Source organism: Paraburkholderia sp. BR14374 (assembly GCF_040948685.1).
Classification (GTDB): domain Bacteria; phylum Pseudomonadota; class Gammaproteobacteria; order Burkholderiales; family Burkholderiaceae; genus Paraburkholderia; species Paraburkholderia youngii.
Genome location: NZ_JBFPKF010000032.1, coordinates 1 through 26,887, shown reverse-complemented (window position 1 = coordinate 26,887; position 26,887 = coordinate 1). Strand labels below are relative to the sequence as shown.

The following is a 26,887-nucleotide window of genomic DNA, read 5'->3' as shown; positions in this document are numbered from 1 at the left end:
GGGATCGCAGCCTATCCACAACACAACATGGAGACGACAGCATGAACCCAACCCCCGTATCCGAGCAGGCACCTCCGCGCGTGCGCCGCGCCCAGATCGTGGCGCTGACGCTGCTGATGGTGAGTGGCATCGTGAACTATCTCGATCGCGGCACGCTCGCGGTCGCGAATCCGCTGATCCGCAAGGATCTCGGTCTGTCGCTCGGGGAAATGGGGCTGCTGCTGTCGGCATTCTCCTGGAGCTACGCGCTCTTCCAACTGCCGGTCGGCGGCCTCGTCGATCGCATCGGACCGCGCAGGCTGCTCGGAGTCGGCCTGATCATCTGGTCGCTCGCGCAGGCCGCGGGCGGCATCGTGTCCACCTTCGGCTGGTTCGTCGTCGCGCGCATCGTGCTCGGCATCGGCGAGTCGCCGCAGTTTCCGTCGGCGGCGCGCGTCGTGAGCAACTGGTTTCCGCTGCGTGCGCGAGGCAAGCCGACCGGCATCTTCAATTCCGCGTCGCCGCTCGGCACGGCGCTCGCACCGCTGTGCCTGTCGGTGCTCGTGGTGGAATTTCACTGGCGCTGGGCCTTCATCGTTACCGGCGCGCTCGGTCTCGTGGTTGCGGTGATCTGGCTCGCTATCTATCGTGATCCAAACCCCTCTGCGCTCACTGCAGAGGAATTGCACTACCTCAAAGGCGGCGCCGTGGAGACGAAGCCTACCGAGCAGCTCAGCTTCGCCGACTGGCGCGCGCTGTTCTCGAACGTCACGACCTGGGGGATGCTGATCGGCTTCTTCGGCTCGGTCTATCTGAACTGGGTTTATCTGACCTGGCTGCCCGGCTACCTGACGACAGAGCGCCACATGACTCTGATGCACACGGGAATCGCGGCCTCGGTGCCCTTCTTCTGCGGCTTTCTCGGCGCGCTCTGCGCAGGCTGGTTCTCCGACCTCATCACGAAGAGGAGCGCCTCGCCGGTGGCGAGCAGGCGCAACGCGGTCGTCATCGCGATGCTCGGCATGGTGGCGTTCACCGTGCCGGCCGCACTCGTCGAAAGCAATACGATCGCCATCGTCTGCATCTCGGTCGTGATCTTTCTCGCCAATGCAGCATCAGCCTGCTCATGGGCACTGGCAACCGCAGCCGCACCGGCCAACCGCGTCGGCTCGCTCGGCGCCATCCAGAACTTCGGCGGCTTTCTCGGCGGGGCACTCGCGCCCATTCTCACGGGCTACATCGCGCAGGCGTGGTCCTTCGTGCCGGCTTTGCTGACGGCCGCGGGAATCGCCTTCATCGGCGCAATGAGCTATCTCTTCCTCGTGCGCAAGTCGATCGAGTTCGAGGTCGAACCGGGTACGCCGGCTCGCGCTCACGCCTGAGAAGCGTCATTTTCAATTCTCAAGAGGACAACACCGACATGACCCTCCCCACTTCCCTACCGCGCTCGACGCGCTCGATCGAAGGCATCGTTCCCGTCATGCTGACGCCTTTCGACGACGCCGGGACCATCGACTATGCCGGGCTCGAACGACTGATCGAGTGGTATCTCGCGCATGGCTCGGACGCGCTCTTCGCGGTCGCCCAGTCGAGCGAAATGCAATTCCTGAGCCTCGACGAACGCGCCGCGCTCGGCCGCTTCGTGGTCGAGCGCGTGGCCGGCCGTGCGCCGGTCGTGGTCTCAGGCCATATCAGCGACGATCCGGACGCGCAAGCCGAGGAGCTGAACGCGGCCGCGGCGACGGGCGCGGACGGCATCGTGCTGGTGACGAACCGGCTCGATCCGCGCCGCGAAGGCACCGAAGCGTTCACGGCGAACCTGCGTCGCCTGATGAGCCGCCTTCCTTCCGACATTCCATTGGGGCTGTACGAGTGCCCCGCTCCTTACCGGCGCCTGCTGTCCGACGACGAACTCAAGATGTGCATCGATACCGGCCGCTTCGTGATGCTGAAGGACGTCAGCTGCGATCTCGACACCGTGAAGCGCCGCGTCGCGCTGGCGAAGGGCTCGCCCATGAAGATCCTGAACGCGAATGCCGCGATCGCGTGGGACGCGATGAAAGCCGGCTCGGCAGGCTTCAACGGTGTGTTCACGAACTTTCATCCGGACCTGTACAACTGGTTGCGCAACCGCGCCGACGAGAATCCGGCGCTCGCCCGCGAGCTTTCGACTTTTCTCGTACTCGCGGCGGTGTCGGAGGCGCTCGGCTATCCGGCGCTCGCGAAGATGTATCACCAGCGGATCGGCACTTTTCAGTCGATTCGTTGCCGCGCAATCGACTACGACGTGCGCGAGCGCTTCTGGGCGCTCGACGCGGTGCTCGACAGGATCGTCGAAGGCACCGAGCATTTCCGTTCGCGCATCGCCGCCGGGATTTGACCCAGTCATCACCCCGCCGCGGGTAAGATGACGGGCGTTCTTTTCGAATCACACCGTTGATGCCTCGCTCCTCTGACTCCGCCTCCACTCTCGAAGAACCGTCGCCGACCGGACGTTCGGCCGGCGTGCGCGCCCGCCGCGGCGCGGGCCGCCCTGTCCTGTCGGATGTCGCAAAACGCGCGGGCGTGTCCACGGCGACGGTATCGCGCGTCTACAACGAGCCCGGCAAGGTGTCCGACAGCGTGCGCGAGCGCGTCGAACAGGCCGCGCTGGAGCTGAACTGGTTTCCGAATGCGGCCGGGCGCGCGCTCGCGTCCACCCGCAGTCACATTGCGGGCATCGTGATTCCGACGCTCGACGATCAGGTCTTCGCCTCGCAGGTGAGCGGCATGCAGGCGGAGTTCGCCGCGCGCGGCATCACGCTTTTTCTAGGATGTTCGAACTACAGCCCCAATGAAGCGCTCTCTCAGGTTCACGCGATGCTCGCACGTGGCGTGGAGGCTATCGCGGTCGTGGGCGAGGCGCATCCGCCGGAACTCTTCGAAGCGCTGCGCGTGTGGCGCGTGCCTTACGTCGTGCTCTATGCGTGGCGCGAGGGAAGCCCCCACGATTGCATTGGCTTCGACAACCGCGCGGCCTATGAGCAGATCACCGAGCATCTCGTCGCGATCGGACACCGGTCATTCGCGGTCTGCATCCAGCCGACGCGGGATAACGACCGCGTGCAGGCGCGGCTCGCGGGAATTCGCGTCGCGCTCGAACGCCATGGTCTCGCGGTTCGGCCGGAGCATCTGATCGAGGGTGAATCCACGCTCGATTTTGGGCGGCGGGCGTTGCGCGCGCTCTGGCAACAACCGGGGCCGCGTCCAACCGCCGTGATCTGCGGCAACGATCATATTGCGCTGGGCGTCTTACGGGAGGCGGAAGAGCTCGGCATCGCGATACCCGAGCAGCTTTCGGTCACCGGCTTCGACGATCTCGCGATCGCGCGCGAAGCGCGGCCGCCACTGACCACGATGCATGTGGACACGCGCGAGATCGGCACGGTCGCCGCGAAGCATCTGCTCGATGCGCTGGATGGACGACCGACGCGACAAGGGTATGCCGTGCCGGTGGAATTGAAAGTGCGCGGGTCAACCGGGCCGTGCGTGGGATGAGTGTTGTTGATGTCCTGCAGCCTAGGGGCACGGAGGCGCGCTCTTCGAAGCAGCTCGATAATCTGATCGAACAGCACCATCGTCGCATTACAGCGATGCCTGGATTCGTGCTCGCGGCGCGGTCCGCAGCCGTGCTACCGGGACGCTTGCCGGGGCAGCAGCTCCGCCCGTTGCGTGCGCAGCGGCCTGGGAATCCAGACGGAAGAACGAAACCGCCTGGCTCAGCTGCCGGCCCTGATCCTCGAGCGATTTCGACGCCGCCGCCGCTTCCTCCACCAGCGCGGCATTCTGCTGCGTCACTTCGTCCATCTGCGTAATCGCCTGATTGACCTGCTCGATCCCGCGGCTCTGCTCGGTCGACGCGGCCGCGATTTCTCCCATGATGTCGGTCACCCGCGCCACGGCCTGGGTCACCTCCGCCATTGTCTTCCCCGCCTCGTTGGCAAGCGACGACCCATTCTGGATCTTCTGAACGGACGCGTTGATCAGATCCTTGATCTCCTTCGCGGCACTGGACGAGCGCTGAGCGAGGCTGCGCACTTCGCTCGCGACCACCGCGAACCCACGTCCCTGCTCGCCTGCACGGGCGGCCTCCACCGCGGCATTCAGTGCGAGGATGTTGGTCTGGAAAGCGATCCCCTCGATGATCCCGGTGATATCCGCGATTCTGGTGGAACTCGTCCTGATTTCGCTCATCGTATCGACCACCTCGCCAACGACCTGATTGCCCCGTCCCGCCACTTCGGATGCGTTGGCCGAGAGCGAGCTCGCCTGCTGTGCGTTCTCGGCGTTCTGCTTCACCGTTGACGTCAGCTCCTCCATGCTTGCCGCAGTTTCCTGCAGTGACGCAGCCTGCTGTTCTGTACGCGTGGAAAGATCCACGTTGCCCGACGCGATCTGGCTCGAACCCGTCGCGATACTGTCGGCGGAAGTACGTACCTGACCGATCAGGTGAACGAGACTAACCTGCATCTTGCCCATCGAGGCGAGCACGCTTCCGGTCGGCGCACTGTTCGCCCCCGCCACCGGGCTCAAATCGCCGCCGGCCACGCGCTGCGTCACTTCGACCAGTGCCACGGGCTCGGCGCCCAAAGCGCGTAGGAGGCTGCGGGTGATGACTGCACCTGCCACGACCGCCAGCACGAGCGCAGCCAGACAGATTGCAATCAGCAGATTCCGCTGAGTCGCGAATTGATCGCTCGATTGGCGGACCATTTGTTGTGCGCGTTCACGGGTGAAGTCCTCGTACTCGTTGGACGCCTTGATCAGAGCCGAAAGCAGTGGCCTGCATTTGGTATCAATTGCCGCAATCGCCGCGTCGCGCTGATTACTCACCGCCAGCCTGTTGATTTCCAGGGCCACGGGGCGGTAAAGCGCCTCGATCCTCGGAAGTTCGGCCGCGAGTCTGCGTGCCTTGTCGCTCATGTCGGAAGCGCCCGCTACCATGGCATTGAACTTTTCCAGGTTAGCCTCGACTCTGCGTTCAGCGTCGATGACGGCGGCCTTTTCCAGCTCGATGTCCTCAGGCGTGGTGACCAGCACCAGATTGCGCACCGCCACGGCACGATCATCAACTGCGGTGCGGACAGCTTCAGCCATTGTGGCCCGTGCGTTAATTCCATTGATGTAGCCGGAACAGCGGTCATTCGCGTCGTTCAGCTCCTTCAAGGCGAGTCCTGAAATGATCAGTACTACAACGGCCAATGCTCCGAAAGCCACCGTAAGCTTTGTCTTCACAGACAAGTTATTCAGGATCATTTTTCGCTTCCATTTTCGACGGAAAGACACGTAAATGCAGGCGATCGTTCTTGATGCCCGAGTCACGCACCGGTATGCGCCGGCGTCCGTGAAAACTGATGCGCCTCGCATATGCATTTACGGCGGCAGACTCAATGAACTGAAGCCAGGACTGCCCTGCCTATCGAATCCGCAAACGTTGGCGCGATATTGATTTGTTCTATCGGGGATTAGCTATTGTTTAAGCGCATTTTTATCAGACAAAATAGGATCGGTGAACATAGGAGACCACACCAATTTTGTCTGGCGTTGTAAATCAATCGTGATATTCGCGAAAGCGATTTTTAAAATCGGTTGGCAGTCCAGACATGAATCGGTAGGCGACTTCACGAGAGTCCAAATGTCTTTCTCAGGTTTGCGTCGAGGGGTCCAGCAGGCATGAAGCGACGCAATTTGCTTAGGAGAGAAGCCTGGCCTTTTGGAGCGCGCCTCATTCTCCATGCGCCCAACGCGGAATCGACAATCGTGGTTGCGACGCCATCAGGTGCCGGCGCCTCATCGACATTTTTTTGAATCGCGCGGGACACGATGGCGCGCTCATCGTCATAGGCTGCGATTTTGGAAGCCGCATGCGGTGCATTGAGATCCAGATTGGTCCTGGTATAGGAAGGCTCTACAAGCACCACGCGGATTCCTAACTTGCGCACCTCATGGTCCAAGGTTTCAGACATTCCCTCTACGGCATGCTTGGATGCCGAATAGAGCCCCATGTACGGAGCCGGAAGGAAGCCCAGCACTGAGCTCACATTGACGATTCTTCCCGAACGTTGCGAGCGCATGTGCGGCAGTACCGCTTGTGTTGTGCGCAAAATCCCGAAAACGTTGGTATCGAATAGCGACTGAGCCTCGGCAATCGACGTTTCTTCCGTCGCGCCGAGCAGCGTCACGCCCGCGCTATTGACAAGCACATCGATGCGCGTGGCTTCCGCGATGACGCTCTGGATTGCATGTTGCACGGAGGCGTCGTTACGGACATCCATTTCGACCAGCACAACACCGGGTATCGATTGCGCGGTTGTAGCGTTGCGTACGGTGCCGAATACCCGGCAACCCCGGCTGGCAAACTTCTCCGCGGTGGCTCGTCCGATCCCCGACGACACACCAGTAACAACGACGACTTTAGAATTCAACATGGCAGTTCCGTTCAATGCAGGTGAATGGGATAAATAGCGGATCAGCCGCTCCGATTGATCTTGCAACCAAGGTTCATTGCCTGGCAGCGAGCACGTCCTGCGGCATTTCTTTCGCGGGCTGCGCCGGCTCATGCCTGCCTCTGCGCAGATTTGTCGTATCGACCGGCCGAATCCTGAACCAGATGGAATACATGGCCGGCAGGAACACCAGCGTCAGGATCGTTCCTGCAAAAGTGCCACCGATCAGCGTATACGCGAGCGTCCCCCAGAACACCGAATGGGTCAGCGGGATGAACGCCAGGATCGCCGCCAGCGCGGTCAGGATCACGGGCCGCGCACGCTGCACGGTTGCCTCGATCACGGCATTGAACGGATCCAGCCCGGCCTGTTCGTTCTGGTGAATCTGGCCGATCAGAATCAGCGTGTTGCGCATCACTATCCCCGATAGCGCGATGAGGCCGACCAGCGCATTGATTCCGAACGGCTGCCGGCAAAGGATCAAGGTCGGCACGACACCGATCAGTCCCAGCGGGCTGGTCAGAAAGACCATGACCATCGCGGAGATCGAGCGCACCTGCAGGATGATGATGAGCAGCGTGACCGCCAGCATGATCGGAAAGAGCGGCAACATGGCTGTCGTCGCCTTGCCTGATTCTTCGATCGAGCCGGCCTGCTCGATGCGGTAGCCGTCCGGCAGCTTGTCCATGATGGGCCGAAGCTGCCTCGTGATCGCCGTCGATACGTCTGGCGGCTGCAAGCCATCGGCGATGTCACCGCGCACGGTGATCGTCGGCATCCGGTCGCGCCGGCGCATGATCGGTTCCTCCATGCGCACGTCGACCTTGCCCACCTGCGACAGCGGGATGCGCTGGCCGTTGGCGCCAGCCAGCGTGAAGTCGCCGATCCGCGCCGGGTCGAGCCGGACCTCGCCGGCCGAGCGCGCGATGACCTGCACCGTGCGAATGTCCTCGCGCACGACGGTGACAGGCACGCCGGTGAGCAGGAATTGCAGTTGTTGCGCGACCGCGCTAGATGTCAGCCCCACCGCCTGCAGCCGGTCCTGCTGCAAGGTGAAGTGCAGCGTGGGCGTGCGCGTGCCCCAGTCGGTGTTGACGGTGCGCATCATCGGGCTCGCATCCATCACCTGCTGAACCTGCTCCGCGATACCGCGGAGCTTGTCCGGGTCCGGACCCGTGACCCGGTAAGCGACCGGGTACGGCGAGTAGGGGCCGAATACGAGCTGCGTGACGCGCAGGCGCGCCTCAGGGGCAAGCCCGTCGGCGATTGCCTGGCGCAGCCGCTGTTTGAGTGCCTCGCGCTCGTCCTGGTTATCCGTGCGCACCACGATCTTGGCAAATGACGGATCGGGCAGCTCCGGTCCCATCGAGAAGTAGAACCGCGGTGCGCCCTGACCGACATAGGCGGTGACGATTCTCGCTTCCTTCTGTCTGGCCAGCCAGGCTTCGACCTTCGCTGTGGCGGCGCTGGTCTGAGTGATCGACGTGCCATACGGCATCTGCACCTCGATCAGCACTTCAGGGCGGTCGGAGATCGGGAAGAACTGTTTCTTGACTACCGCCATGCCAAGGACGGCCAGCACGAAGAGGCCCACGACCGAACCGGCGACGAGCCACTTGCGCGCAATGACGCGCTTCAGCAGTTGACGGAAACCGTTGTATCGCGGCGTGTCATAAAGCGCGTCGTGGCCACCTTCGACTTTCTTGAAGTCGGGCAGCATCTTGACGCCGAGGTAAGGTGTGAACACCACGGCGACCACCCACGATGCGATCAGCGCGATCCCAACGATCCAGAACATGTTGCTCGTGTACTCGCCCGCAGTGGATCGGGCGAAGCCATTGGGCATGAAGCCGACCGCCGTGACCAGCGTGCCGGAGAGCATGGGCGCCGCGGTATGACTCCAGGCATAAGCGGAGGCGGCAACGCGGCTGTAGCCCTCTTCCATCTTCACCACCATCATTTCGATGGCGATGATGGCGTCGTCCACCAGCAGGCCCAGCGCCAGGATCAGCGATCCCAGCGTGATGCGGTCGAAGTTCTTGCCAGTTGCGAGCATCACCAGGAAGACCACCGCTAGGGTCAGCGGCACGGCCGCGGCAACCACGAGGCCCACGCGCCAGCCCATGCTCACGAAGCTCACCAGCATGACCACCAGCAGGGCCGCGAAAAACTTCACCATGAACTCATCGACCGCCGAACTGATGTTGACGGCCTGGTCGGTGACCTTGGTCAGGCTCATGCCGAGCGGCAGCCCGCCGTTGATCGCGCCCACCTCGCGGTCCAGCGCGCGACCCAGGTCGAGGCCGTTCCAGCCGTCGCGCATCACGACGCCCAGCAGCAGGGCAGGTTCGCCGTTGTTGCGGATCAGGAACGTCGCCGGATCTTCATAGCCACGCGTGACGGTGGCAATGTCCGATAGCTTCAGCGTGCGTCCCTGCGCCACGACGGGCGTATCGCGGATCTTCTGCAACGCGTCGAACGCGCCGTCGAGGCGGATGAACACCTCCGGGCCCCTGGTCTCCACCGAGCCGGCGGGCGTCAGCGCATTCTGGCTGTTCAGCGCGGCGAACACGTCCTGCGGACTGACGCCCAGCGTTGCCAGACGGTCATGCGAAAACTCGACATAGATCCGCTCCGCCTGCTCGCCAATGATGTTGACCTTCTTCACCCCCGGCACGTGCAGCAGCCGCTGGCGCAGCGTCTCGGCGTCGCGTACCAGCAGGCGCTGCGGTTCGCCTTTGGCCTTCAGCGCAAACAGCGCGAAGGTGACGTCTGCGTATTCGTCGTTGACCATCGGCCCGATTGCACCAGGCGGCAGGTTGCCTGTCTCGTCGCTGATTTTCTTGCGGGCCTGGTAGAACTGTTCCTGCACTTCCGAAGGCGGTGTGCTGTCGAGCAGGGTCAAGGTCGTGAAGGCGAGGCCCGGCCTTGTGTAGGTCTCCGTACGGTCGTACCAGCGCAGCTCCTGCATGCGCTTTTCGAGCTTTTCGGCGACCTGGTCCTGCATTTCCTGCGCGGTGGCCCCCGGCCAGGCAGTGATGATGGTCATCACCTTGACCGTGAAGGCGGGATCTTCGGCACGGCCGAGCTTGAAGAATGAAACGAGTCCGGCCAGCGAGATCAGGCAGATCAGGAACAGGGTGATGGAGCGCTCGCGCACAGCGAGCGCCGAGAGGTTGAAACGACCTTCGCTCACGGACGGGCTCCCTCGGTTGCGGTCACGGGAGCCTGGCCCGCCACACGGACCAGTTCACCTTCGCGTAGCAGATGCGCGCCGAGCGCGACGATCCGGTCGCCTTGCTTGATCGGGCCGTTGATGCGGACGTCGTCGTCATCCACGTGCTCGACCGTGACCGGCCGCCAGGAGACCTTTGGCGGCTCGCCGGCGACGACCCATACTCCCGGTCCCTTGCCAGCATCGAAAAGGGCGCCAAGCGGCACCTTCAGCGCGCTTTGCACGGAACGATGCGCATCCGGAATCTGGATGGTGACCGTTGCTCCTAGCGGTGCATCGGACAGCGTGCCGTCGAGCACGTACCGAGCCTCGAAGGTGCGGGTGAGCGGGTCCGCAGCATCGGATAGTTGCCGCAATTCGGCGGGAACCGTGACGTCTTGCTTGCCGAAGAGCGTTGCCTGCGCGACGGAACCGACCTCAGGGCGCAGGGTTTCCGGCAACTGGATGACGGCTTCGCGACGTCCTGCGTGAGCCAGGCGCACCACGGTCTGCCCGGCGTTGACGACCTGCCCGGGCTCGGCCAGCGTTTCCATGACGACACCATCGGCGTCGGCCACCAGCTCCGTATAGCGACTCGCATTGAGCGCGACGTCGGCTTGGGCTTCGGCTGCGCTGAGCTGAGCTTTGGCAGCATCGGTCGCGGCCTTGACCTGGTCGTAGGCCGAGGCGGAAATGGCGCCCGTGCCGCGCAGATCGCGGTAGCGCGCTTCATCCTCTGCCGTCTGCTGCGCCCGTGCCCGCGCGGCCGCGACGGCCTGCTGCTGCGCCTGCGCGGCCAGCCTCAGATCGACGGGGTCGATGCGCATGAGCGGCTGGCCCCGCCTGACGCTCTGCCCGGCATTGACCAGCCGCTCGAGCACCTTGCCGGAGACCCGAAACCCCAGATCGCTCTGCACCCGGGCGGCTACGGTTCCGGTAAATGAGCGCGAGGCAGGCGGTGCGTCCCGAACGATGGCGGAACGCACCAGCGGCGCCTCCGTGCGCGGATCGGGCGGTGCTTTTGCGCCGCAAGCGGCCAGCGCAAACGGCAAGGCGAAGACGACGGCTGAGGTAGCGAGGCGGCGCGCAAGCATGAAAGACCCATCGACGAAAGGATGATGGATCCGATTATGGTTCTAGTGACCAATATAGTCAATAGTCACAAATGGTGCACGTTAAGGTGAGAGGCTGCGGAGCACCAGACTGGACAATTTCGCCGGCGCCTCCTCGGTGTAATCGAAGCTGTGCTGCAGGATCAACGGGTTGAGGTACGGGCGTAAAACCAGGTAGATCGCCATCGCGGTCTCGTCCAGCGGCGTCTTGCGCTCGAAGTCCCCGCTTTGCCGCCCCTCCTGGAGGATGTCCTGAAGCAGCTTCTGGATGCGCTCTTCATAGGCGCGCGTCGCCTGCCACTGCTCGGTGGCGGCCGACGCGGCAATCTCGTAAAGCTTGCGGTCCTGGGAGAACAGGCGAAGGCTCGCCTCGACGATCGCCTTGAACATCCGCCGCAGTTTCTCTGGCGGCCGGTCGACCTCTTCGACGGCGGCTTTGACCTCGCTTTCGATCTCGCGCAGGCAGTTCGCGCAGATCATCTCGCCAATAGCCTGCTTGGACTCGAAGAACTTGTAGATATACGCCTTGGAAAAGCCGATGGACTTGGCGAGATCAGAGACGGTCGTTTTCTCGTAGCCATACCGGCTGAAGTGCTCGGTGGCCGCGGCAACGATCTGGTCGCGCACGTCATGGTCGGCTGGGCCGCGGGCCGAAATGGGATAGCTGGCTGCATTTTTCATGGTTCCTAGCTTACCGCCGCCCCCAGAAATCGACAACAAGTGACTAACTTGTATTATAGTCACCTATAGTCACCTTTACTCGTCCTCGTCGCCCGGAAGAAGCTCATGCTGCCCAAACGCACCCTTGCCATGCTTATCGTCGCCAGCCTTTCGGCAGGCTGCGCGGTAGGTCCCGATTACGTTCGGCCCGATGTACCGATGCCGGAGCGGTTCATGGGCCAGACAGCGGTCGATCATCGGCATGCAACGGCCACTGCGGACCTCGTGACCTGGTGGACGGCGTTTGGCGATCCGCAACTGACGCGATTCGTCGCGCTTGCGCTGGAGCAGAACCTTGACCTCGCGCAAGCTTCTGCTCGTGTCGCCCAGGCACGTTCAGCACTTGGAGCGGCGAATGCCGCGCTGCTGCCTTCCGGCAATGTCAGCGGCCAGGCAGCCAGGGTCTACCAGTCCGTTGAAACGCCCCTCGGGCGAGTTTTGAACTCGACGCCCGGTTTCGACCGCTACGGCAACCAGTACGAAGCCAATCTCAGCGCGAGCTGGGAACTGGATGTGTTCGGAGGCCTGCGTCGTGGACGGGAAGCGGCGCTCGCGGAGTACGAGGCTTCGGAAGCCGGCGCCGCGGCCACACGCCTGGCCGTGGCGGCACAGACCGCCGACATCTATATCAGCATCCGCGGATTGCAAGCCCGTCTGAACGTCGCGCGGCGACAAGTGCAGACGCAGCAGGATCTGCTCTCCACCATCAACCTTCTGTATGGCAAGGGGTTGGCAGCCGAGCTTCAGGTAAGACAGGCCGAGGGGGCGCTTGCCCAGGTCCGGGCCTCGGTCCCGGTCCTCGAGACGGGCCTCGACGCGGCCATGAACGCACTGGATGTGATGCTCGGCGCCCAGCCCGGCGTACATCGGGCCGAGCTGCTCGAAGCTGGCGACATCCCCGCCCCCCCGCAGATCGGAGCCACCGGATCGCCGCGCGAGTTGCTCAGGCGGCGGCCAGACCTGATCGTGGCCGAGCGACACCTCGCCGCATCAAATGCACGTATTGGAGTGGCCATCGCCGAGTACTACCCCACGGTCTCCCTCAGTGGGCTGATCGGCAGCGCGACATCCGTGGCCAGCGGCAATCTGTTCTCGAGCGGCGCCAGCCAGGCCGCCGGCGTGCTGGGTCTGCGCTGGCGTTTGTTCGACTTCGGCCGGATCAATGCGCAGATCAGCCAGGCCAGGGGTCAGGAGGCCGAGATGCTGGCTGCCTATCGGCTTGCCGCATTACATGCGACTGAGGACGTGGAGAACGCTTTTTCGGCACTGGTCAAGCGCGAGGAACAGGCTGCTGCGCTCACGCAGGGCGTGGACTCGCTCGGCCGCGCAAGAGCTGCCTCGTTTGCAGCCTATCAAAAAGGCGTGGTCAGTCTGATTGAAGTCCTGCAAGCCGACGACAGCCTGCTACGCACTTCCGATGCGCGAGTGCAGGCACAAACGGAGTCAGCCCGCGCAGCAGTCGCTGCTTTCAAGGCGCTCGGGGGTGGTTGGCAATTCAGCGAATCCGAAGCGACGGTTGCCACCAGGTAGCTAGCGCACGCGCCGAAAGCACGCAAAGCGGCGCCGGAAATTTCGCAATCTCTGTTCTTCGATGGCCATTGATGAGGACTCCGCTTCGCCCGCGCAGCGGAGCGGCTACCCGTCGAAAGGTTCCTGCAGTCACTTGCCATCAGGAATTGGAAGCGCAGCGTTTCGTCTACACCGCCTTATCGCATGTCACGCAAACGATTGACCCGGGAAGAATCCCGCAAAGAGACCCGCAGGCGCCTGCTCGGCGCAGCGGCCTTGAGCATTGCCAGGAAGGGGTTGGCCGCCACGAGCGTAGAGGATATCGCCGCCCGGGCCGGCTATACCCGTGGTGCGTTCTACTCGAACTTCGACAGCAAAAGCGACCTATTCGTCGAACTGCTCCGTCTCGATCACCAGAACATCCAGGAAAACTTGCGGAAGCTGTTAGAGGCTGGTTCGTCCAACCAGGACCTGCGAAAGCAGCTCACCTTGTTATACGCGCAGCGTTATCGCGACGACAACAACTACGTCATGTGGGCCGAGGCACGCCTGCATGCCATGCGTGACGCGAAGTTCCGACAACAGATGAACGTCCTTTGGCTAGAAAAGCGCGAGATGATCGCCTCCTTCATCGAGCGGTTCTGCAAGCACGTCAACATGCAAGTGCCAGGAGCCTGTGCCGCCCAGGCACTTGCCACGATCGCATTGATGGACGACGTCCTCTATTTCACCATTACCATGCCCAACGAGCTGTCGAAGACTTCAGCCGAAGCGGTTGTGAGCAACATCCTTACGAGAATGTTCACAAGTTCATCGTTCTGAGCGAACCTTGATTGACGCAAGGTCCGTTCTAGCTGGTTGATCAATCCGTACCCGACGACGACACAAAGCAGCGGTCTACGCGTACGAGATCGAGTTGGATTTCAGTAATCTCTTCCGCATGTTGGGTGCCAATCGCATCGTCGATGCGCTCGGAGACACGCCGATATAACGCGTCGCGGCGCAAGGTGGAAAGCGCAAACATCTTTGCGCCCCACAATCAGCAAAGGCCTCCCGCGCAAACGTCCCCATTTTCCATGGCTGGCAGCGAATCCGCGCACGCGTGTGGGCCGTTAACCGCGTCTTTCGGACAGGCATAGGCAAACCTCCGAGGCACATGGACTGCTTGCGAAACATGTATCGACGCGTAGATGCCAGAGAGGATCGAGTGCACCATCTGGTGCGCTAATGGCTCATGGTCGAACGTATCGATCCGGTTACGCGGTTCACGCCGCGTAGAAGACCCACTTACCACGGAGATTGGTCGCACCTGGCAAACGGGAAGGCGTCCATACAACTCAGAATGACCGACGTATCATGGCAGGTGACGCATCGGGAGTGGGTGATTCGTTCCTCACCGGAGAAGAGAGGCTTTCACTACCACGCTCGCGTGGAGGTTGAGCGCCGCCCTCAGGACTACGTAGACAATCGCCAAGTCTTTCGCTTCACCGACATCGGCTATTTCGATACCCAGGCTTCCGCAAACGAGCGCGGTGTGGCCTGGGCGAAGGCATGGCTCGACGTCAACTTCTAAGCGTTGGCAATTCCCCTCACATCAAGCAAGTCTCGTCCTCTTGACACGCAGCCGATGCTTTTGCCGGCACGGTTGCGGCGTTTGCGACCTCGACGTTTGCCCAAAGATGCTTCGATATCCGCGATGGCCAGGGAATGCGGCACTCTCCACCTTTGCGAAGACATATCGCGAGCCCAGTGAACGTCGCTGCGGTGAGGACCATTGACGATCCACTGGCGGCCGCCGGTTTGAATGCGTGCCGGTCCGTCTCGGGCATAGTCGTTGCGCCAGTGAGGGCTCTAAACAACCTTTTAGGAGCTCACAAATGTCACAGCGAAAGACGGTCGATGATCTGTTCGTGCACATGCTTTCCGATATCTATAGCGCGGAGAAGCAACTGACGCGAGCACTGGCGAAACTCTCCCGCGCCGCTTCCGACCCGGCGCTAAGCGACGCATTCAAGACTCATCTTGAAGAAACGCAGGGACAGGTCGAACGGATCGACAAGGTGGTGGAAACTTGCGACATCCGCCTGAAGAGAATGAAGTGCATCGCGATGGAGGGATTGATAGAAGAAGGACAGGAACTGATCGACGAGATTGAAAAAGGTCCGGTCCTGGATGCGGGCCTCGTGGCCGCCGCGCAGAAGGTCGAACACTACGAGATCGCCACCTACGGTAGCCTCTGCGCCATTGGCAAGCAACTAGGTTTCACCGAAGCCGTGAAACTGCTGACTGAGACGCTGGACGAAGAAAAGGCCACGGACCTCAAGCTTACCGAGTTTGCGGAAAGAGCCGGTAACAAGAAGGCTACGCAACAGTAAACCATGAGGACACAGCGCAGGCGTACCGGTCGAATGGTCTGCCTGCGCTCGCCATCACGTGATTTACCCTCGATTTGTGCCTGTCACATCGGTCCGTGGGTCCGATGCTTCGATTCATCACTGGCCGTTTTGCTGCTTGCCATCCGTATTGTCGTTCGTGCCGTGGCCGGTGTTGGGACGGGTGCTATTGTTCATCCCGCTCGACCGGTCCCTCGATGGGTTGTCAGGCGCAGCGCCAGTTCCGGTTCCCATACTGCCACCGGTTCCTGTCGCACCCGTCGCCATCCCTCCGGCGCCTCCAGCATTGCCGCCGCCAGCGGCCACGCCGTTCCCAGCTCCGCCTCCGCCGCCGGCCCCGCCCGCTCCGCCTGCGCCACCACCTTGCGCGTAGGCGCCGCCCGACAGTGCCGTCACCAGCGCAAAAGCCAGCATCGCTTTTGTCGTGAACTTCATGGTTCGCCTCCATTCCATTGGATCGATGTCGCCAGCTGTCGGGCGCAACGCCGCAGTCGCTTCGTCACTTGCGACAGCCCGCTACTGCCGAACGTCAGTCTCGTGGCAGCATCACCTGGAATGAGCAGGGGTTATTCCCGGGACCGCACTGGAGGTTCTCCATAAGCCCTCGCTTCACGCCTCCGGCTGAGCACCGACGCATTAAAGCCAAGGAATCCAAATCGGGCATGTCGTTGTGTCGGTGCCTTGGCATGCCGGATGCGCGATCGCCATACATTCGTCGGCATTCAACGAGTCATGTCGCGGATTGCTCACTGCGTGACCATTGGAAAGATCGACCGGCCGGTGCCGCCGGGAGAAAGGATGCCCGTTCCCCGTGGCAAGCGAACAGGTGAAAGATGCTGATCCACATGACGATTCGCCTCGCGGACAGGTCAGGCCTTCTGCTTCTATGCCGGGCGTTGCACGACAGCGATGCGCAACTTGCGGGCAACGTCAGGCAGTTCAACGACCAGACCGTTGAACTGTGTATTTTCGCCACGTGCGCGTCAGACGTGACATGGCTATGCAGAGAACTCGTCAACACACGGCTTGCGGAAAACGTGCTGGTGCGACGACTCGACATCGACCCGACAAGCGGAATCTGATAAGCGCAAACAGCCGCTTTGCGAGTACCCCGCATGCGTCAAGATACTCACGGATTCGACGTGCGCGAATGCCAAGGCTTTCGTGAAGCCAGGTTGCTCCCGATTGCGCACACACCGCCACTGCTCTACCAATTGAGCTAACGGCCCGGCCAGCCAGAAAGTCCCCGCTGCCGGGCAATTCCGGCCTGGGTGCTACCCAATATCGATGGTCCGACTAGTGGAGCGCGCCGGTTCCGTTTTCGGCACGGTCAATGTAAGAATGCCGTTGTCAAACTTTGCCAATGCATGGTCTGGATCGGCATTGTCCGGCATCGGAATTCTGCGCACGAAGCTTCCATAGGCTCGCTCCAACCGATAGCATCCGTCCTCCTCGCTGCGCACGTCCTGCTTCTTCTCGCCGCGCAGCACGATTGCCCCTTCCTCGACGCTCACGTTCAAGTCCTCGCGCCCCATCCCGGGCAGTTCCGCAGTTACGCGAAGCACCGGCCCTTCGTCCACGACGTCGATGCGCGGCTGGAAGCGCGACGAACTGAAGTCGCCAAACCATCGTTCAAACGCACCACCGCCTGCAAATGGGTCACGAAAAAATTCCTCCACGGCCCGCCACGGTTCACGAAGAGATAGTCGTGGAATGTCAGGCCATGCGGCCCGCCACTCATCCGCGCGCCGACCGTCCGTGTCGTCCGCATCGGATTTGCGGGCGGCTCCGCGAAGGAACTTGAAGGGGTTCCATTTTTTCGGATCAGTGTTCATCATGTGCTCCTTTCCTATCAGCGTCGAAACGGGATTCCGGTCTCCGCGCCGCGACTGCTTCGACTCGACAGCCGAAAGCCGGTGGCCGGAGGACAGCATCCAGCTTCTTGCTACTGCTGTCCCCCTCCCCCGGCCGACTTCAGTCGGTACGCACCTCGATGCGGCGCGGTCGCGCTTCGTCGCGGCGCGGTATCGTCAGCTTCAATACGCCGTCCTTCAGATTGGCTTCGATTTTCGACGCATCGAAGTCGGTGCTCATCGAAAACGCCCGCGCGAAGTGAGGCTCACGGATCTCCGCATGCTGCAGGCGCAGTTCCGCCGGTGTCGGCACCATCGCCTCTGCTTCGATGTACAGGTTGCCATCGTGGACCTTGACGTCCAGCCGCTCCCTGGTCACGCCCGGCAGATCCGCCCACAGCGTGATGCCGTGGCTGTCCTCGAAGATGTCGACCGGCGGCGTCAACGTGATCCGACGTTGCGACGCATCGCCGTCGCGCTGGGCCACCGCCGTTTGGTCCTTTCTGGCGAGTTCAGTCGTGTCGTTCATGATGTCCTCCATAGTTCTGCCAGCCGCTCACTGAACGGTGATCGCCCGCGGCTTTGACGCCTCGCTTTTGCCGATGCTCACCATCAGGCATCCATTGGTGTACCGCGCGCTGACCTTGCCAGGGTCCGCGTTTTGCGGGAGTTCGACCACGCGCCGGAACGCGCCAGCGAATCGCTCCTGTGCATAGGTGCGCGCATCGTCGCCGCGGGTTTCCGGTTGCGAGCTCGCGCGCTCGCCGCTGATGGTCAGCAACCCCTTGTCTAGCGATACGTCGAGCTTGGCCGGATCGACCCCGGGCGCGAACGCGACGATCTCGATCGAGTCGTCGGTCGAACCGATGTTGATCTGCGGGAAGGCGCCAGCGCGGCCTGAACGGATACTGGAAGGGAAGCCGCCGAAGAGGCTCGCCATCTGCCGTTGCAGACGGTCGAACTCACTGAACAGGTCGGTCCCGAAGTAAAGGTCACTCATGATCGTTTCCTCCTTGGATGCAGCACGGAAACGAACCGGCCTACGCGCTCCAGTCCGTCTGCCGGGCTGCGGCAAACAAATCGAAACACGCAGCGCGCCGCATGGCGGGCGCGGCTGCCTGAGCGGAATTTAGAATAGTATGCACGGAGAAAATTTCAAGATGAGTAGCGCAAGTTCCATGCCCTTAGCCTCGACGCTTGCCCCGCCGATCGCAGATTCTGAAGCGACATGCACCGGCCCTGACAAGCTCGCAATCGCTAACGAGCGGCATTCGTGGCACGCCGGTTGCGCACCCACGATGCCGCGCATTGCGCGCGGGCATGGTGGCAATGCCCGGTCGCAACAGTGCGCAGGAGAGGACCACTGCAACCGCGCTCAATCTGCCACCACCGCTCCAAGGATGACGGATGAGTCAAGGTCGGGCCAACACAAGCAGCGCACGGGCCGCGTACCCTGAGACCCGTTCTAGCGACGATCACTGCGATGTCGGGCGCACGGAACCGGGCGACACGCGTATGCATCGCAAGATCGCGCTGGTTGCCAGCGCCATCGCCGGGAGTGCCGCCGCCGTGGCGCTGCTCCGCTACTGGGGGCGCCTGCGTCAAACGCCGGAGCTTACTGAGGAAAGCCGGCTCTCTGGAATTCGAGGGCGCTGGGTGCAGGCGGGTCCTTACAGGATGTTCGCGCGGACCGCAAGCCCGACCGACGCCACCGCCACGAATGCATTTGCCGCTCGCCCGCCAGTGATACTCGTCCACGGTCTCGTCGTCTCCAGCCGCTACATGGAACCGCTCGCACTAGCTCTAGCCAGGTGGTTTCCAGTGTTTGCTCCCGATCTACCTGGCTTCGGTGAAAGCGCATTGTGCGGCCGCTGGCTCGATCTGCCCGGTCTCGCCGATGCTTTGCACCTGTGGCTGGTTGCCACCGGGCTCCGACCGGCCGTTCTTGTGGGCAATTCGTTCGGCTGCCAGATCCTGACCGAACTCGCCGCGCGTCATCCCGGCGACGTCAAGGCATTGGTGCTGCAAGGGCCCACCGCGGATCGCCGGGCCCGGCATCTGCCGGTCCAAATCTGGCGCGCCCTGGTCAACGGGCGCCGCGAGCGGCCTCATTCGCCGGCTGCGCCAGGGCGCATCGATTACGCCAAGGCCGGACTGCTGCGCGCACTGGCCACGATGCGCATCATGATTCGTGATCGCATCGAGAACCGGCTCCCGCTCGTTCGCGCTCCCGTCCTCGTAGTGTGCGGCTCCCGGGACCCTGTGTCGCCGCGCGAGTGGGCCATCGAGGTGACCGCGCGGCTGCGCCGCGCGCAACTGGTCATCATCGACGGCGGCACACACACTCTGAATTATGTGTATCCGCACAGTCTTGCGCTGGCGATCCGTCAGTTCGTCGACGCGTTACCCGGCGAACCTTCCGGGCGAATGGAGCAGCCATGAGCAGCGCACCGCGAGGAATTGCGCGATTCGATTCGGCCGCCGCGATGGTCGGTGCACTGGGCGCCTGCCTGCACGGCAAGCCTTTTAGCAGCCCGAGCGGGTCACCACTGCTCGACCGCAGCATGCCGCTGATCAATCTCCTGCCTCGGTTCGCTCGCGAATGGGCGTACTCCATCGGCGGCGCAACCGAGGCGATAGGTGAGCGCGCGGCGCGGCGCCTTGACATCGAGACCATAGCGACGTGGCTTGCCGATCGTTATCCGCGCCGCCAGTACCCGGCCGCCTTCGTTGGCTCGTCCAACGGCGCGCTCGTGCATCTGGCCGCCGCCATGGGCGTGCCCTGGCTGCCGCAGACCTTTCTCTGCCCCGTCCGTGCGCCCGGCAGCGATCCCGATGATGCCGCAGCAGGCCTGCGCGACGGCAGACATGCGCGCGAGGCGCTGCTCGCGGCAGACGGACGAATCGCCATTCACCACATGCACGATCCAAATCAGGACCGGCTCATGTTGCGTACGATGCGCTACTACCGCATCAAGCAGCGCTCGCTGGCACTCGGGTTTCGCGAGTTCCTGCTACGCAGTCTGCCCGCCGGCGCGACGCTGTATGTAGACATATGCACTTTGCAGTGGCCCGTCACGCGTATCGGCGAGCGCGCCTTCTTTCAGTTTGGCGCGGCGGGTGGCGCGACACGCGAGGAATACTTCAGTGGCGGCCCGCGTGTGCGGGAATACCTGGCCCGTTATGGCAGCGCCCGCACCCGCTGGGATCCGCCCTCGCCAGATGCGCTCGCGCCTGAAGCCGAATGGGGCTTCGACATGAGCCTGCTCGACTCTCTGCGTGCCCTCGCGCAGCAGGCCGACTGGCGCCTAGTCGAGTTTCGCTTCGAGGAACCCGAATCGCTGAGCTTTTTCGCGTTCGACACGCTGCGCGAATGGTACTGCGATGAAGGTATCGAGCCGCGGCATCTCGTCGTCGATAGCTTCGTGCTGCTCGATCCATACACGACGATGCATCTTGGCGCGTTGCCGTTCTGGCTGGTGTTCTGCACCGAGCCATCGGCGCGAAACCTCGCGCGGCTGCTTCAACGGGAAGGCCGTTTCGAACACATTGACCTGATGCTGTTTTCGCACGGCACCGAAGGCGTCGGCGTGGTGCCCGCGCGCGAATGGCAAACGATCATCGCGTCGGCCTCGCCCGACGCGCGTCTGTGCGGCGTCGATGCGAAACGCTTTCCTCGCGACTTTGCCACCTTTGTGCGCTTCGACGAAGCACTCGCTCGACGCGGCAGCGAAAGGCCACGCATGCCCCTACCGGCGCCGCTGAGCGTGCAAGCATTCGACGCCGCCCTGCTGCGTCACGGGAGCCGGTATGGCGTCGCCGCGACGCTGCCACGCGCCGAGCAGGTCTCATGACCGGCGCCACCGCGCTGCTGGCCTGGTTTTTCGGGGCCTGCGCCGCGACATACGGCGCGGCGGCCGCTACACTTTTCTGGATGCAGGGACGCCTGATTTATCCGGGGGAATGGCGGCGGCGTGAGCCGAACGAAGCGGGGCTCGCCGACATGTCGGTAGTGACCGCCACCACAGCCGACGGGCTCGACCTGCACGGCTGGTACAAAGCGCCGGCGTCGTCACGACGCTTGACTGTCGTGCTTTTTCACGGCAACGGCGAAGACCTCTCGCAACGCGGGCATATCGCGCGCGCACTGCTCGACTGCGGCTACGGAGTCTACCTCGCCGAGTATCGCGGCTACGGAGGCAATTCCGGCATACCTGACGAAGCGGGCCTTTACGAGGATGGGCGCGCAGCACTTCGCTTCGTCGAGCGTACGAATGCGCGCATCGTTCTGCACGGCTATTCGCTCGGCTCCGGCGTGGCGGTGCAACTCGCCGCCGAGGCACAGTCTCCAGGTCGGATCGAAGGCCTGATCCTCGAAGCGCCCTTTACACGGATCGCAGATGTCGCGGCACGGGTCTTCTGGTTCATGCCAGTGGGCCTGCTGGTTCGCGATCAGTATGACAATCTCGCGAAGATCGCGCGGGTGCGGGTGCCCGTCGTGATCTATGGCGGAACAAATGACAACGTGATCCCACCGCAGCATTTCGCCCACCTATATGCGCACACTGCCGCGCCGCGGCGACTATTGATGCTGGAGGGTGCAGATCACACCAATTGCTGGGAACGCGGCGGCGGCGAAACCGTACTGAGACTTCTCGAGGATATCGAAAAGGCTTCCGGGACAGGCCGCTAGCAGCACAGGACAGGACCTTGTGCGCTCCTAGGCGGCCCTGCGCGCTCGCCGGCTCGAATAGCTGCGCATGAGTGAGTCCGCTCGAACTCGCCACCGGCGTTCCCGAGCCCACCCCGCAGTCGCCCCGGTCGACTCGCTATTCCAGAACACTCTCATTCGATGATGCCCCGCGAGCCTGTTTGCGTGATGTTCAGATTCGTTCCGTCTGGGCAATGCTTGCTGATCCGCCTACGAAGCGGCCGCCTTGCGGCAGCGGTCCTGCCGCGAGAGTGCGCCTCTCGGTGGCCCTGTCCTTCCCGGTATTCCGGGAAGGACCGCTCATGCGTTGTCTGCGAACTGGCCGCTCACGCGGGAACGAACGATGCTTTGGCATCGCTGTGCTCAGCGGGAGCGGGACGGATGAAAAAGCTGTTCGAGATTTCTCTCGGCATTGTGACGAGCGTTGGGGGCTTTCTGGAGATGGGGTCGCTGTCGACGGCGGCGCAGGGAGGCGCCGCGTTCCGTTTCCAGCTGGCTTGGCCGATCGTCGTCGGCACGGTATGCATCGTCTTTCTGACCGAGATGTCGGGACGATTCGCCGCGGTGAGCAGCCATACGATCGCCGACGGAATTCGTGACCGGTTTGGCATCAAATTCTTCCTTTTCCCCTTCGTCACGACCCTCATCGTCAACGCCCTGGTGCTGTCGGCGGAGATCGGAGGCGTCAGTGTATCGCTCGAACTGGCCAGCGGGGTAAGACACGAATGGTGGGCCTTGCCGGTTGCGGTGCTGGCATGGTTTGTCCTGTGGCGTAGCACGTTCGGGCTGATCGAAAAAGGCATGTCGCTGCTCGGCCTCGTCACCTTGAGCTTTGTCGCGGCAGCAGTCGTGCTCAGGCCCGATTGGCATCAGGTAGCGTTGGGCGCGATGCCTGGCTTGCCGCGTAACGATCCGGCGAACTACTGGTTCACTGTCGTGAGCATTCTCGGCGCGTCGATAACGCCATCACTGTTCCTGTTCTATTCGTCCGGGGCGATCGAGGACAGCTGGGACCGGAGCTATCTTGGCGCGAACCGCGCGATCGCCGCCCTCGGCATGGCGTTTGGCGGCGTCATATCGCTAGCCGTGTTGATCACTGCCGGATGCGTGTTTCGCGCGTACGGCATCACGCGCGTCGACAGTTATCACCAGTTGCCACTGATGCTCGTCGCGGTCTTCGGCTTCTGGGGATTCATTCTGTTCATCGCGTCGCTGTCCTTCGCGTGCTTCGGCGCGACGCTGGAGATCGCGCTCGAGCAGGCGTACTTCTTTGCCCAGGGCTTCGGCTGGAACTGGGGCGAAAACCGCAAGCCGCGCGAGGACCCGGCATTCGGCCTCGTCTACACGTGTGCGCTTGCGGTCAGTGCGATACCGATCGCGGCCGGCATCGACCCGCTCAAGCTAACCGTATTCTCCATGGCTCTGACTGCACTGAGCTTGCCGCTCACCGTGATTCCGTTCCTGGCGTTGATGAACGATGAGAGCTATCTCGGGCGTCACTGCAACGGCGTATTTTCCAATCTTGTTGTCATCGCGATCGTCGCGCTCAGCTTCGTGCTGGCGATCGTCACAGTGCCACTACAGATACTCGGAGGTGCGTAATGGATCTTGTTCGAGACGTGCTCGATAAACAGCTTGTCGATCGCTATGGTGCGAAGATGGGGCGGGTCGACGGTATCGTCGCCGAACTGCGGCCGGGACGGCCGCCAGAATTGATTGCGCTCGAGACGGGTTCAGTCGCGATGGCGCGACGCATTGGCGAGCAAGCCGGGCGTCGGGTCGCGCGACTCGCTGGCAAAATCGGCGGCGCGCGTTACGTCGAACCGTACTGGATTCCCTGGAGTCGGGTCCGTCGCTTGGGGGTCGACATCGAGGTGGACCTGGATGCGCGCGATACCCCGCTTGGCAACTGGCAGCGCTGGCTACGCGAGCACGTCGTCGAGCGCATTCCGGGATCGCGATGATGGCGCAGATCAACATCGATCTGATCGTCGGTCGGCAAGTGCTGACGCGAGACGGCTCATCACTAGGCCGGATAGAGGCAATCAAGCTCGTTCAGGACCACGACGCCTGGATGATCAGCGAATTTCACATCGGTCCGAGTGCCTTGGTCGAGCGGCTCGCCGTACGCTGGCTGCCAGGGCTGTTGCGTGACGTGGCGCAGCGCAAGGGGCGCTGGCGGCATCATCGGATTGCGTGGAACCAGATCGACGTGTCCGATCCCAGGCACCCGCGCCTGCTGTGCGATGTGGCTGAGATTCAGGGACTGGCGTAGCCGCTGAAGATATCGACCGGAGGCCGGAACGCGGCACGGAGCGTGCTTCCCGCTTAAGCGATAGAAAAAAGGACGGGGCGCCAAATGGCCGAGTATCTGAGCGCAATCTTTCACTCGTATCGCGATGCTTCCGACGCACGCCAGGCTCTCGCTGAGTCCGATTTATGTGAGCTGGACGTGTTCGTTTTCTCACTCGCGGCTTCGCCTGGCGCCGCGAAATGGGTGCTCCCGACGCACGAAATGGATCATGCGGAATATGCGGCTCACGGGGAATCGGGGTTGATCGCCGTCAACCGGTTCATCGAGCCGCAACCCGACTGTTTCGTGGCGAGCCTGCGTGAGGACAGCCGTGCCGCCCACGCATTGCTGGTCGCCGCCGATCCGCCGCCAGCACTGCTGGTACAGATCTGCGCAAGGCTGAAAGACTGCGGGGCGTTCGCCCTAAGGCCGCCGGGATCCCGCTGGCGGCTTTGCAACTCGCACTGACGTCCGAAGGCCAGCCGCCCTTCTGCGCAAACACATGAAGGGTCGGCTGTGCGCCTTTGTTGTCGCCACCGATAGGAAATGGAAAAAGTGCCTGGAAGTTCTACGGTTTCATCACCACCTTGATGCAGCCGTCTTCCTTCTCCCGAAACACGCGGTACATGTCGGGCCCTTGTTCGAGTGGAACCGTATGGGTGATCACGAACGACGGATCGATATGCCCATCCTGGATCCGCTTCAGCAGATCGTCGGTCCAGCGATTCACGTGCGTCTGCCCCATGCGAAACGTCAAGCCCTTGTTCATCGCGGCGCCGAACGGGATCTTGTCGATCAGGCCGCCGTACACGCCCGGAATCGACAGCACCCCCGCCGGCCGGCACACGTAGATCATTTCGCGCAGCACATGCGGACGGTCCGTTTCCAGCATCACCGCCTGCTTTGCTCGGTCGTAAAGCGCATCGAACGAGCGCGTCGCATGCGATTCCATACCGACCGCGTCGATGCATTTTTCCGGACCCTTGCCGTGCGTTAGTTCCTTCAACCGGTCGAGCACGCTCTCGTCCTCGAAGTTGATCGTGATCGCGCCGACGGCGCGCGCCATGTCGAGGCGCTCGGGAACGCGGTCGATCACGATCACCTGCTTCGCGCCGAGCATGATCGCACTGCGGATCGCGAACTGGCCGACCGGGCCCGCGCCCCAGATCGCGACAGTGTCGGTCGGCTGTATTTCGCATTGCACCGCGGCCTGCCAGCCGGTCGGCAAAATATCGCCAAGAAACAGCACCTGCTCGTCGGTCAGGCCGTCGGGAATCTTGACCGGCGTGACGTCCGCGAACGGCACGCGCACGTATTCGGCCTGCCCGCCTGGATAACCGCCCGTCAGATGCGAGTAACCGAACAGGCCAGCGGTGGTATGGCCGAACACCTTGTCGGCCATCTCCTTGTTGCGATTCGAACGCTCACACACCGAAAAGAAGCCACGCCGGCACTGATCGCACTCGCCGCAGGCGATCGTAAACGGCACGACTACGCGCTCGCCCACTTTCAGCCTCGCGTTGCCGGAGCCGACTTCGACGACCTCCCCCATGAACTCATGGCCGAGGATGTCGCCCGACTTCATCGACGGCATAAAGCCATCGAACAGATGCAGGTCCGAGCCGCAGATCGCGCAACTGGACACCTTGACGATCGCATCGCGCGGATGCTCGATGACCGGGTCCGGGACGTTGTCGACGCGGACGTCTTTCTTGCCGTGCCAGCAAAGGGCTCTCATGTCGTGCCTCGTAGTCGATGGGCCCGTCGCGCGGGCCAACAGGGTCGGGATTCGCGGATGCGCGTGCGACGACGCGGCGTGTCGATCGCGCCGACGCCATCGCAAGCGCCACCGTGTAGGAGCAACGGACGTGCCGTCGTCAACCCGGCTGTCCGAACCTATCGCACCGCAGCGACGAAAATCATCAACATCCCCATGTCTCGCGCGCGTGGTACAGCCATTGCTGGTCCGGCTTATTCATCAACGGAGGAGTCAACATGGCAGGCGATAACTCTTTCAAGCCCGGCGAGATCGTCAAAACGTCCGGCATCTATTCGGTTGTCCATGACGATGGCAAGGGGACTTTCGAAGTAACGTGCGTGCAAGGAGAGCATTTTCCCCCGACACGCAGCGGCAAAGGAGCTCACTACGAGCTCAAGTACGCGGCGACGCATTCGCACCGGCACGCTGAGCTGAAAGGCACCGAGCAGCGCGGCAGCTAGCGCTTCATGCCCACGGCGCGGCGCATTGCGGCGGTGATTCCCTGCCGCGTGCGCCAGTAGTCTTCCCATGGATCGAACTTCAGGGAACGCTGACGTTCGATCGCCTTGCGCATGGTCCATTCGTCGCCTCGGCCGACCCGCCGCAATTCGTCCCACGACACCGGCATCGAAACCGCCATTCCGGAACGCGCCCTGACCGAGAAAGGGGCAACGGTGCTCGCGCCGCGGCCATTGCGAAGATAGTCGATAAAGATTTTGTCGATGCGGTTCTTAGAGCGTGTTAGGAACTTCGATTGAGACCTGTTATCCTGGCGGGATGAAAAGAACAGACCGCAAAGGGTATCCGACTGATGTGTCGGATGAGGAATGGAGTTTCGCGGCGCCGTATCTGACGCTGA

26 protein-coding genes and 2 pseudogenes are annotated in these 26,887 nt (G+C 62.6%); 16 read left to right on the top strand and 12 right to left on the bottom strand.

The window, feature by feature from the left end; all coding sequences use genetic code 11:
- Positions 1-41 precede the first annotated feature (41 nt).
- The 3 genes from AB3X86_RS35370 to AB3X86_RS35360 are packed head-to-tail and all read left to right on the top strand — an operon-like array spanning position 42 to position 3,516.
- Positions 42-1,361: an MFS transporter gene (locus tag AB3X86_RS35370; protein WP_368599547.1), complete on the top strand. Its 1,320-nt coding sequence runs from the start codon at positions 42-44 to the stop codon at positions 1,359-1,361.
- Positions 1,362-1,399: 38 nt separating this feature from the next.
- Positions 1,400-2,359 carry a dihydrodipicolinate synthase family protein gene (locus AB3X86_RS35365; protein ID WP_176383157.1) on the top strand — a complete coding sequence of 320 codons (960 nt, stop codon included), beginning with the start codon at positions 1,400-1,402 and terminating at the stop codon, positions 2,357-2,359.
- Positions 2,360-2,418: 59 nt separating this feature from the next.
- Positions 2,419-3,516, top strand: a complete 1,098-nt coding sequence (locus AB3X86_RS35360; protein WP_368599546.1) for a LacI family DNA-binding transcriptional regulator — start codon at positions 2,419-2,421, stop codon at positions 3,514-3,516.
- Between the two features lie 87 nt (positions 3,517-3,603).
- Here the strand turns inward: AB3X86_RS35360 and AB3X86_RS35355 are convergent, their stop codons facing one another.
- The 5 genes from AB3X86_RS35355 to AB3X86_RS35335 all read right to left on the bottom strand — a co-directional run bounded on the left by AB3X86_RS35355 (position 3,604) and on the right by AB3X86_RS35335 (position 11,471).
- On the bottom strand, positions 3,604-5,274 hold the full coding sequence (locus AB3X86_RS35355; protein ID WP_368599545.1) for a methyl-accepting chemotaxis protein: 1,671 nt from the start codon (positions 5,272-5,274) through the stop codon (positions 3,604-3,606).
- 365 nt (positions 5,275-5,639) lie between these two features.
- Positions 5,640-6,446 carry an oxidoreductase gene (locus AB3X86_RS35350; protein ID WP_368599556.1) on the bottom strand — a complete coding sequence of 269 codons (807 nt, stop codon included), beginning with the start codon at positions 6,444-6,446 and terminating at the stop codon, positions 5,640-5,642.
- Positions 6,447-6,519: 73 nt separating this feature from the next.
- Positions 6,520-9,660 (bottom strand): efflux RND transporter permease subunit, encoded by a 3,141-nt coding sequence (locus AB3X86_RS35345; protein WP_368599544.1) that lies wholly within the window; start codon positions 9,658-9,660, stop codon positions 6,520-6,522.
- Complete coding sequence (locus tag AB3X86_RS35340) at positions 9,657-10,772, bottom strand: efflux RND transporter periplasmic adaptor subunit (protein ID WP_368599543.1); 1,116 nt, start codon at positions 10,770-10,772, stop codon at positions 9,657-9,659. The genes AB3X86_RS35345 and AB3X86_RS35340 overlap by 4 nt, the downstream gene beginning before the upstream one ends.
- A gap of 81 nt (positions 10,773-10,853) precedes the next feature.
- Entirely contained in the window at positions 10,854-11,471 is a 618-nt protein-coding gene (locus AB3X86_RS35335; protein ID WP_368599542.1) for a TetR/AcrR family transcriptional regulator, read from the bottom strand.
- 105 nt (positions 11,472-11,576) lie between these two features.
- Here AB3X86_RS35335 and AB3X86_RS35330 point away from each other — a divergent pair, with 105 nt between their 5' ends.
- Positions 11,577-13,040: an efflux transporter outer membrane subunit gene (locus AB3X86_RS35330; RefSeq protein ID WP_368599541.1), complete on the top strand. Its 1,464-nt coding sequence runs from the start codon at positions 11,577-11,579 to the stop codon at positions 13,038-13,040.
- A gap of 183 nt (positions 13,041-13,223) precedes the next feature.
- Positions 13,224-13,841: a TetR/AcrR family transcriptional regulator gene (locus AB3X86_RS35325; protein ID WP_368599540.1), complete on the top strand. Its 618-nt coding sequence runs from the start codon at positions 13,224-13,226 to the stop codon at positions 13,839-13,841.
- A gap of 40 nt (positions 13,842-13,881) precedes the next feature.
- Here AB3X86_RS35325 and AB3X86_RS35320 read toward each other — a convergent pair whose 3' ends face one another.
- On the bottom strand, positions 13,882-14,043 hold the full coding sequence (locus AB3X86_RS35320; RefSeq protein ID WP_368599539.1) for a hypothetical protein: 162 nt from the start codon (positions 14,041-14,043) through the stop codon (positions 13,882-13,884).
- 318 nt (positions 14,044-14,361) lie between these two features.
- Between AB3X86_RS35320 and AB3X86_RS35315 the strand changes: the two genes are divergently transcribed.
- Both AB3X86_RS35315 and AB3X86_RS35310 read left to right on the top strand, forming a co-directional pair.
- Positions 14,362-14,592 carry a hypothetical protein gene (locus AB3X86_RS35315; RefSeq protein ID WP_176383144.1) on the top strand — a complete coding sequence of 77 codons (231 nt, stop codon included), beginning with the start codon at positions 14,362-14,364 and terminating at the stop codon, positions 14,590-14,592.
- A gap of 304 nt (positions 14,593-14,896) precedes the next feature.
- On the top strand, positions 14,897-15,394 hold the full coding sequence (locus tag AB3X86_RS35310; protein WP_176383142.1) for a ferritin-like domain-containing protein: 498 nt from the start codon (positions 14,897-14,899) through the stop codon (positions 15,392-15,394).
- Positions 15,395-15,511: 117 nt separating this feature from the next.
- On the opposite strand, the gene AB3X86_RS35305 is transcribed toward AB3X86_RS35310, so the two are convergent.
- The 4 genes from AB3X86_RS35305 to AB3X86_RS35290 form a co-directional block, all read right to left on the bottom strand.
- Complete coding sequence (locus AB3X86_RS35305; protein WP_368599538.1) at positions 15,512-15,847, bottom strand: hypothetical protein; 336 nt, start codon at positions 15,845-15,847, stop codon at positions 15,512-15,514.
- A gap of 839 nt (positions 15,848-16,686) precedes the next feature.
- Positions 16,687-17,247: an Hsp20/alpha crystallin family protein gene (locus tag AB3X86_RS35300; protein ID WP_176122214.1), complete on the bottom strand. Its 561-nt coding sequence runs from the start codon at positions 17,245-17,247 to the stop codon at positions 16,687-16,689.
- Positions 17,248-17,386: 139 nt separating this feature from the next.
- Complete coding sequence (locus AB3X86_RS35295) at positions 17,387-17,794, bottom strand: Hsp20/alpha crystallin family protein (protein WP_368599537.1); 408 nt, start codon at positions 17,792-17,794, stop codon at positions 17,387-17,389.
- 27 nt (positions 17,795-17,821) lie between these two features.
- Positions 17,822-18,265: an Hsp20/alpha crystallin family protein gene (locus tag AB3X86_RS35290; RefSeq protein WP_368599536.1), complete on the bottom strand. Its 444-nt coding sequence runs from the start codon at positions 18,263-18,265 to the stop codon at positions 17,822-17,824.
- Positions 18,266-18,780: 515 nt separating this feature from the next.
- On the opposite strand from AB3X86_RS35290, the gene AB3X86_RS35285 reads away from it, so the two are divergent.
- The 7 genes from AB3X86_RS35285 (at position 18,781) to AB3X86_RS35255 (ending at position 24,737) form a co-directional block, all read left to right on the top strand.
- Positions 18,781-19,707: an alpha/beta fold hydrolase gene (locus AB3X86_RS35285; RefSeq protein WP_368599535.1), complete on the top strand. Its 927-nt coding sequence runs from the start codon at positions 18,781-18,783 to the stop codon at positions 19,705-19,707.
- Positions 19,704-21,119 carry a hypothetical protein gene (locus tag AB3X86_RS35280; protein ID WP_368599534.1) on the top strand — a complete coding sequence of 472 codons (1,416 nt, stop codon included), beginning with the start codon at positions 19,704-19,706 and terminating at the stop codon, positions 21,117-21,119. Before AB3X86_RS35285 ends, AB3X86_RS35280 begins: the two co-directional genes overlap by 4 nt.
- Positions 21,116-21,958, top strand: a complete 843-nt coding sequence (locus AB3X86_RS35275; protein ID WP_368599533.1) for an alpha/beta hydrolase — start codon at positions 21,116-21,118, stop codon at positions 21,956-21,958. Before AB3X86_RS35280 ends, AB3X86_RS35275 begins: the two co-directional genes overlap by 4 nt.
- Positions 21,959-22,357: 399 nt before the next feature.
- A complete protein-coding gene (locus AB3X86_RS35270) occupies positions 22,358-23,578 on the top strand; it encodes an NRAMP family divalent metal transporter (protein ID WP_368599532.1) in 1,221 nt (406 codons plus the stop codon).
- The gene (locus tag AB3X86_RS35265; RefSeq protein WP_368599531.1) at positions 23,578-23,940 is read left to right on the top strand and encodes a hypothetical protein; all 363 of its coding nucleotides are present in this window, start codon (positions 23,578-23,580) and stop codon (positions 23,938-23,940) included. Before AB3X86_RS35270 ends, AB3X86_RS35265 begins: the two co-directional genes overlap by 1 nt.
- On the top strand, positions 23,937-24,251 hold the full coding sequence (locus tag AB3X86_RS35260; RefSeq protein ID WP_368599530.1) for a hypothetical protein: 315 nt from the start codon (positions 23,937-23,939) through the stop codon (positions 24,249-24,251). The genes AB3X86_RS35265 and AB3X86_RS35260 overlap by 4 nt, the downstream gene beginning before the upstream one ends.
- Positions 24,252-24,335: 84 nt before the next feature.
- The gene (locus tag AB3X86_RS35255; protein WP_368599529.1) at positions 24,336-24,737 is read left to right on the top strand and encodes a hypothetical protein; all 402 of its coding nucleotides are present in this window, start codon (positions 24,336-24,338) and stop codon (positions 24,735-24,737) included.
- Between the two features lie 100 nt (positions 24,738-24,837).
- Here the strand turns inward: AB3X86_RS35255 and AB3X86_RS35250 are convergent, their stop codons facing one another.
- Entirely contained in the window at positions 24,838-26,007 is a 1,170-nt protein-coding gene (locus tag AB3X86_RS35250) for a zinc-dependent alcohol dehydrogenase (protein ID WP_368599528.1), read from the bottom strand.
- Positions 26,008-26,264: 257 nt separating this feature from the next.
- Between AB3X86_RS35250 and AB3X86_RS35245 the strand changes: the two genes are divergently transcribed.
- Entirely contained in the window at positions 26,265-26,489 is a 225-nt protein-coding gene (locus AB3X86_RS35245; protein WP_368599527.1) for a hypothetical protein, read from the top strand.
- Here the strand turns inward: AB3X86_RS35245 and AB3X86_RS35240 are convergent.
- A pseudogene (locus tag AB3X86_RS35240) lies at positions 26,486-26,761 on the bottom strand (DNA ligase D); the annotation flags it as partial. The gene AB3X86_RS35245 and the pseudogene AB3X86_RS35240 overlap by 4 nt on opposite strands.
- A gap of 44 nt (positions 26,762-26,805) precedes the next feature.
- Between AB3X86_RS35240 and AB3X86_RS35235 the strand changes: the two are divergent.
- Positions 26,806-26,887: pseudogene (locus AB3X86_RS35235) on the top strand (IS5/IS1182 family transposase); the annotation flags it as partial.

Excerpts from the sequence above, each read along its gene's own strand:
- AB3X86_RS35280 (WP_368599534.1), top strand. The coding sequence starts at position 19,704 with ATGAGCAGCGCACCGCGAGGAATTGCGCGATTCGATTCGGCCGCCGCG.
- AB3X86_RS35365 (WP_176383157.1), top strand. The coding sequence starts at position 1,400 with ATGACCCTCCCCACTTCCCTACCGCGCTCGACGCGCTCGATCGAAGGC.
- AB3X86_RS35310 (WP_176383142.1), top strand. The coding sequence starts at position 14,897 with ATGTCACAGCGAAAGACGGTCGATGATCTGTTCGTGCACATGCTTTCC.
- AB3X86_RS35325 (WP_368599540.1), top strand. The coding sequence starts at position 13,224 with ATGTCACGCAAACGATTGACCCGGGAAGAATCCCGCAAAGAGACCCGC.
- AB3X86_RS35370 (WP_368599547.1), top strand. The coding sequence starts at position 42 with ATGAACCCAACCCCCGTATCCGAGCAGGCACCTCCGCGCGTGCGCCGC.
- AB3X86_RS35350 (WP_368599556.1), bottom strand. The coding sequence starts at position 6,446 with ATGTTGAATTCTAAAGTCGTCGTTGTTACTGGTGTGTCGTCGGGGATC.
- AB3X86_RS35265 (WP_368599531.1), top strand. The coding sequence starts at position 23,578 with ATGGATCTTGTTCGAGACGTGCTCGATAAACAGCTTGTCGATCGCTAT.
- AB3X86_RS35305 (WP_368599538.1), bottom strand. The coding sequence starts at position 15,847 with ATGAAGTTCACGACAAAAGCGATGCTGGCTTTTGCGCTGGTGACGGCA.
- AB3X86_RS35255 (WP_368599529.1), top strand. The coding sequence starts at position 24,336 with ATGGCCGAGTATCTGAGCGCAATCTTTCACTCGTATCGCGATGCTTCC.
- AB3X86_RS35335 (WP_368599542.1), bottom strand. The coding sequence starts at position 11,471 with ATGAAAAATGCAGCCAGCTATCCCATTTCGGCCCGCGGCCCAGCCGAC.
- AB3X86_RS35340 (WP_368599543.1), bottom strand. The coding sequence starts at position 10,772 with ATGCTTGCGCGCCGCCTCGCTACCTCAGCCGTCGTCTTCGCCTTGCCG.
- AB3X86_RS35320 (WP_368599539.1), bottom strand. The coding sequence starts at position 14,043 with ATGTTTGCGCTTTCCACCTTGCGCCGCGACGCGTTATATCGGCGTGTC.
- AB3X86_RS35260 (WP_368599530.1), top strand. The coding sequence starts at position 23,937 with ATGATGGCGCAGATCAACATCGATCTGATCGTCGGTCGGCAAGTGCTG.
- AB3X86_RS35275 (WP_368599533.1), top strand. The coding sequence starts at position 21,116 with ATGACCGGCGCCACCGCGCTGCTGGCCTGGTTTTTCGGGGCCTGCGCC.
- AB3X86_RS35315 (WP_176383144.1), top strand. The coding sequence starts at position 14,362 with ATGACCGACGTATCATGGCAGGTGACGCATCGGGAGTGGGTGATTCGT.
- AB3X86_RS35285 (WP_368599535.1), top strand. The coding sequence starts at position 18,781 with ATGCATCGCAAGATCGCGCTGGTTGCCAGCGCCATCGCCGGGAGTGCC.
- AB3X86_RS35250 (WP_368599528.1), bottom strand. The coding sequence starts at position 26,007 with ATGAGAGCCCTTTGCTGGCACGGCAAGAAAGACGTCCGCGTCGACAAC.
- AB3X86_RS35355 (WP_368599545.1), bottom strand. The coding sequence starts at position 5,274 with ATGATCCTGAATAACTTGTCTGTGAAGACAAAGCTTACGGTGGCTTTC.
- AB3X86_RS35360 (WP_368599546.1), top strand. The coding sequence starts at position 2,419 with ATGCCTCGCTCCTCTGACTCCGCCTCCACTCTCGAAGAACCGTCGCCG.
- AB3X86_RS35290 (WP_368599536.1), bottom strand. The coding sequence starts at position 18,265 with ATGAGTGACCTTTACTTCGGGACCGACCTGTTCAGTGAGTTCGACCGT.
- AB3X86_RS35295 (WP_368599537.1), bottom strand. The coding sequence starts at position 17,794 with ATGAACGACACGACTGAACTCGCCAGAAAGGACCAAACGGCGGTGGCC.
- AB3X86_RS35330 (WP_368599541.1), top strand. The coding sequence starts at position 11,577 with ATGCTGCCCAAACGCACCCTTGCCATGCTTATCGTCGCCAGCCTTTCG.
- AB3X86_RS35300 (WP_176122214.1), bottom strand. The coding sequence starts at position 17,247 with ATGAACACTGATCCGAAAAAATGGAACCCCTTCAAGTTCCTTCGCGGA.
- AB3X86_RS35245 (WP_368599527.1), top strand. The coding sequence starts at position 26,265 with ATGGCAGGCGATAACTCTTTCAAGCCCGGCGAGATCGTCAAAACGTCC.
- AB3X86_RS35270 (WP_368599532.1), top strand. The coding sequence starts at position 22,358 with ATGAAAAAGCTGTTCGAGATTTCTCTCGGCATTGTGACGAGCGTTGGG.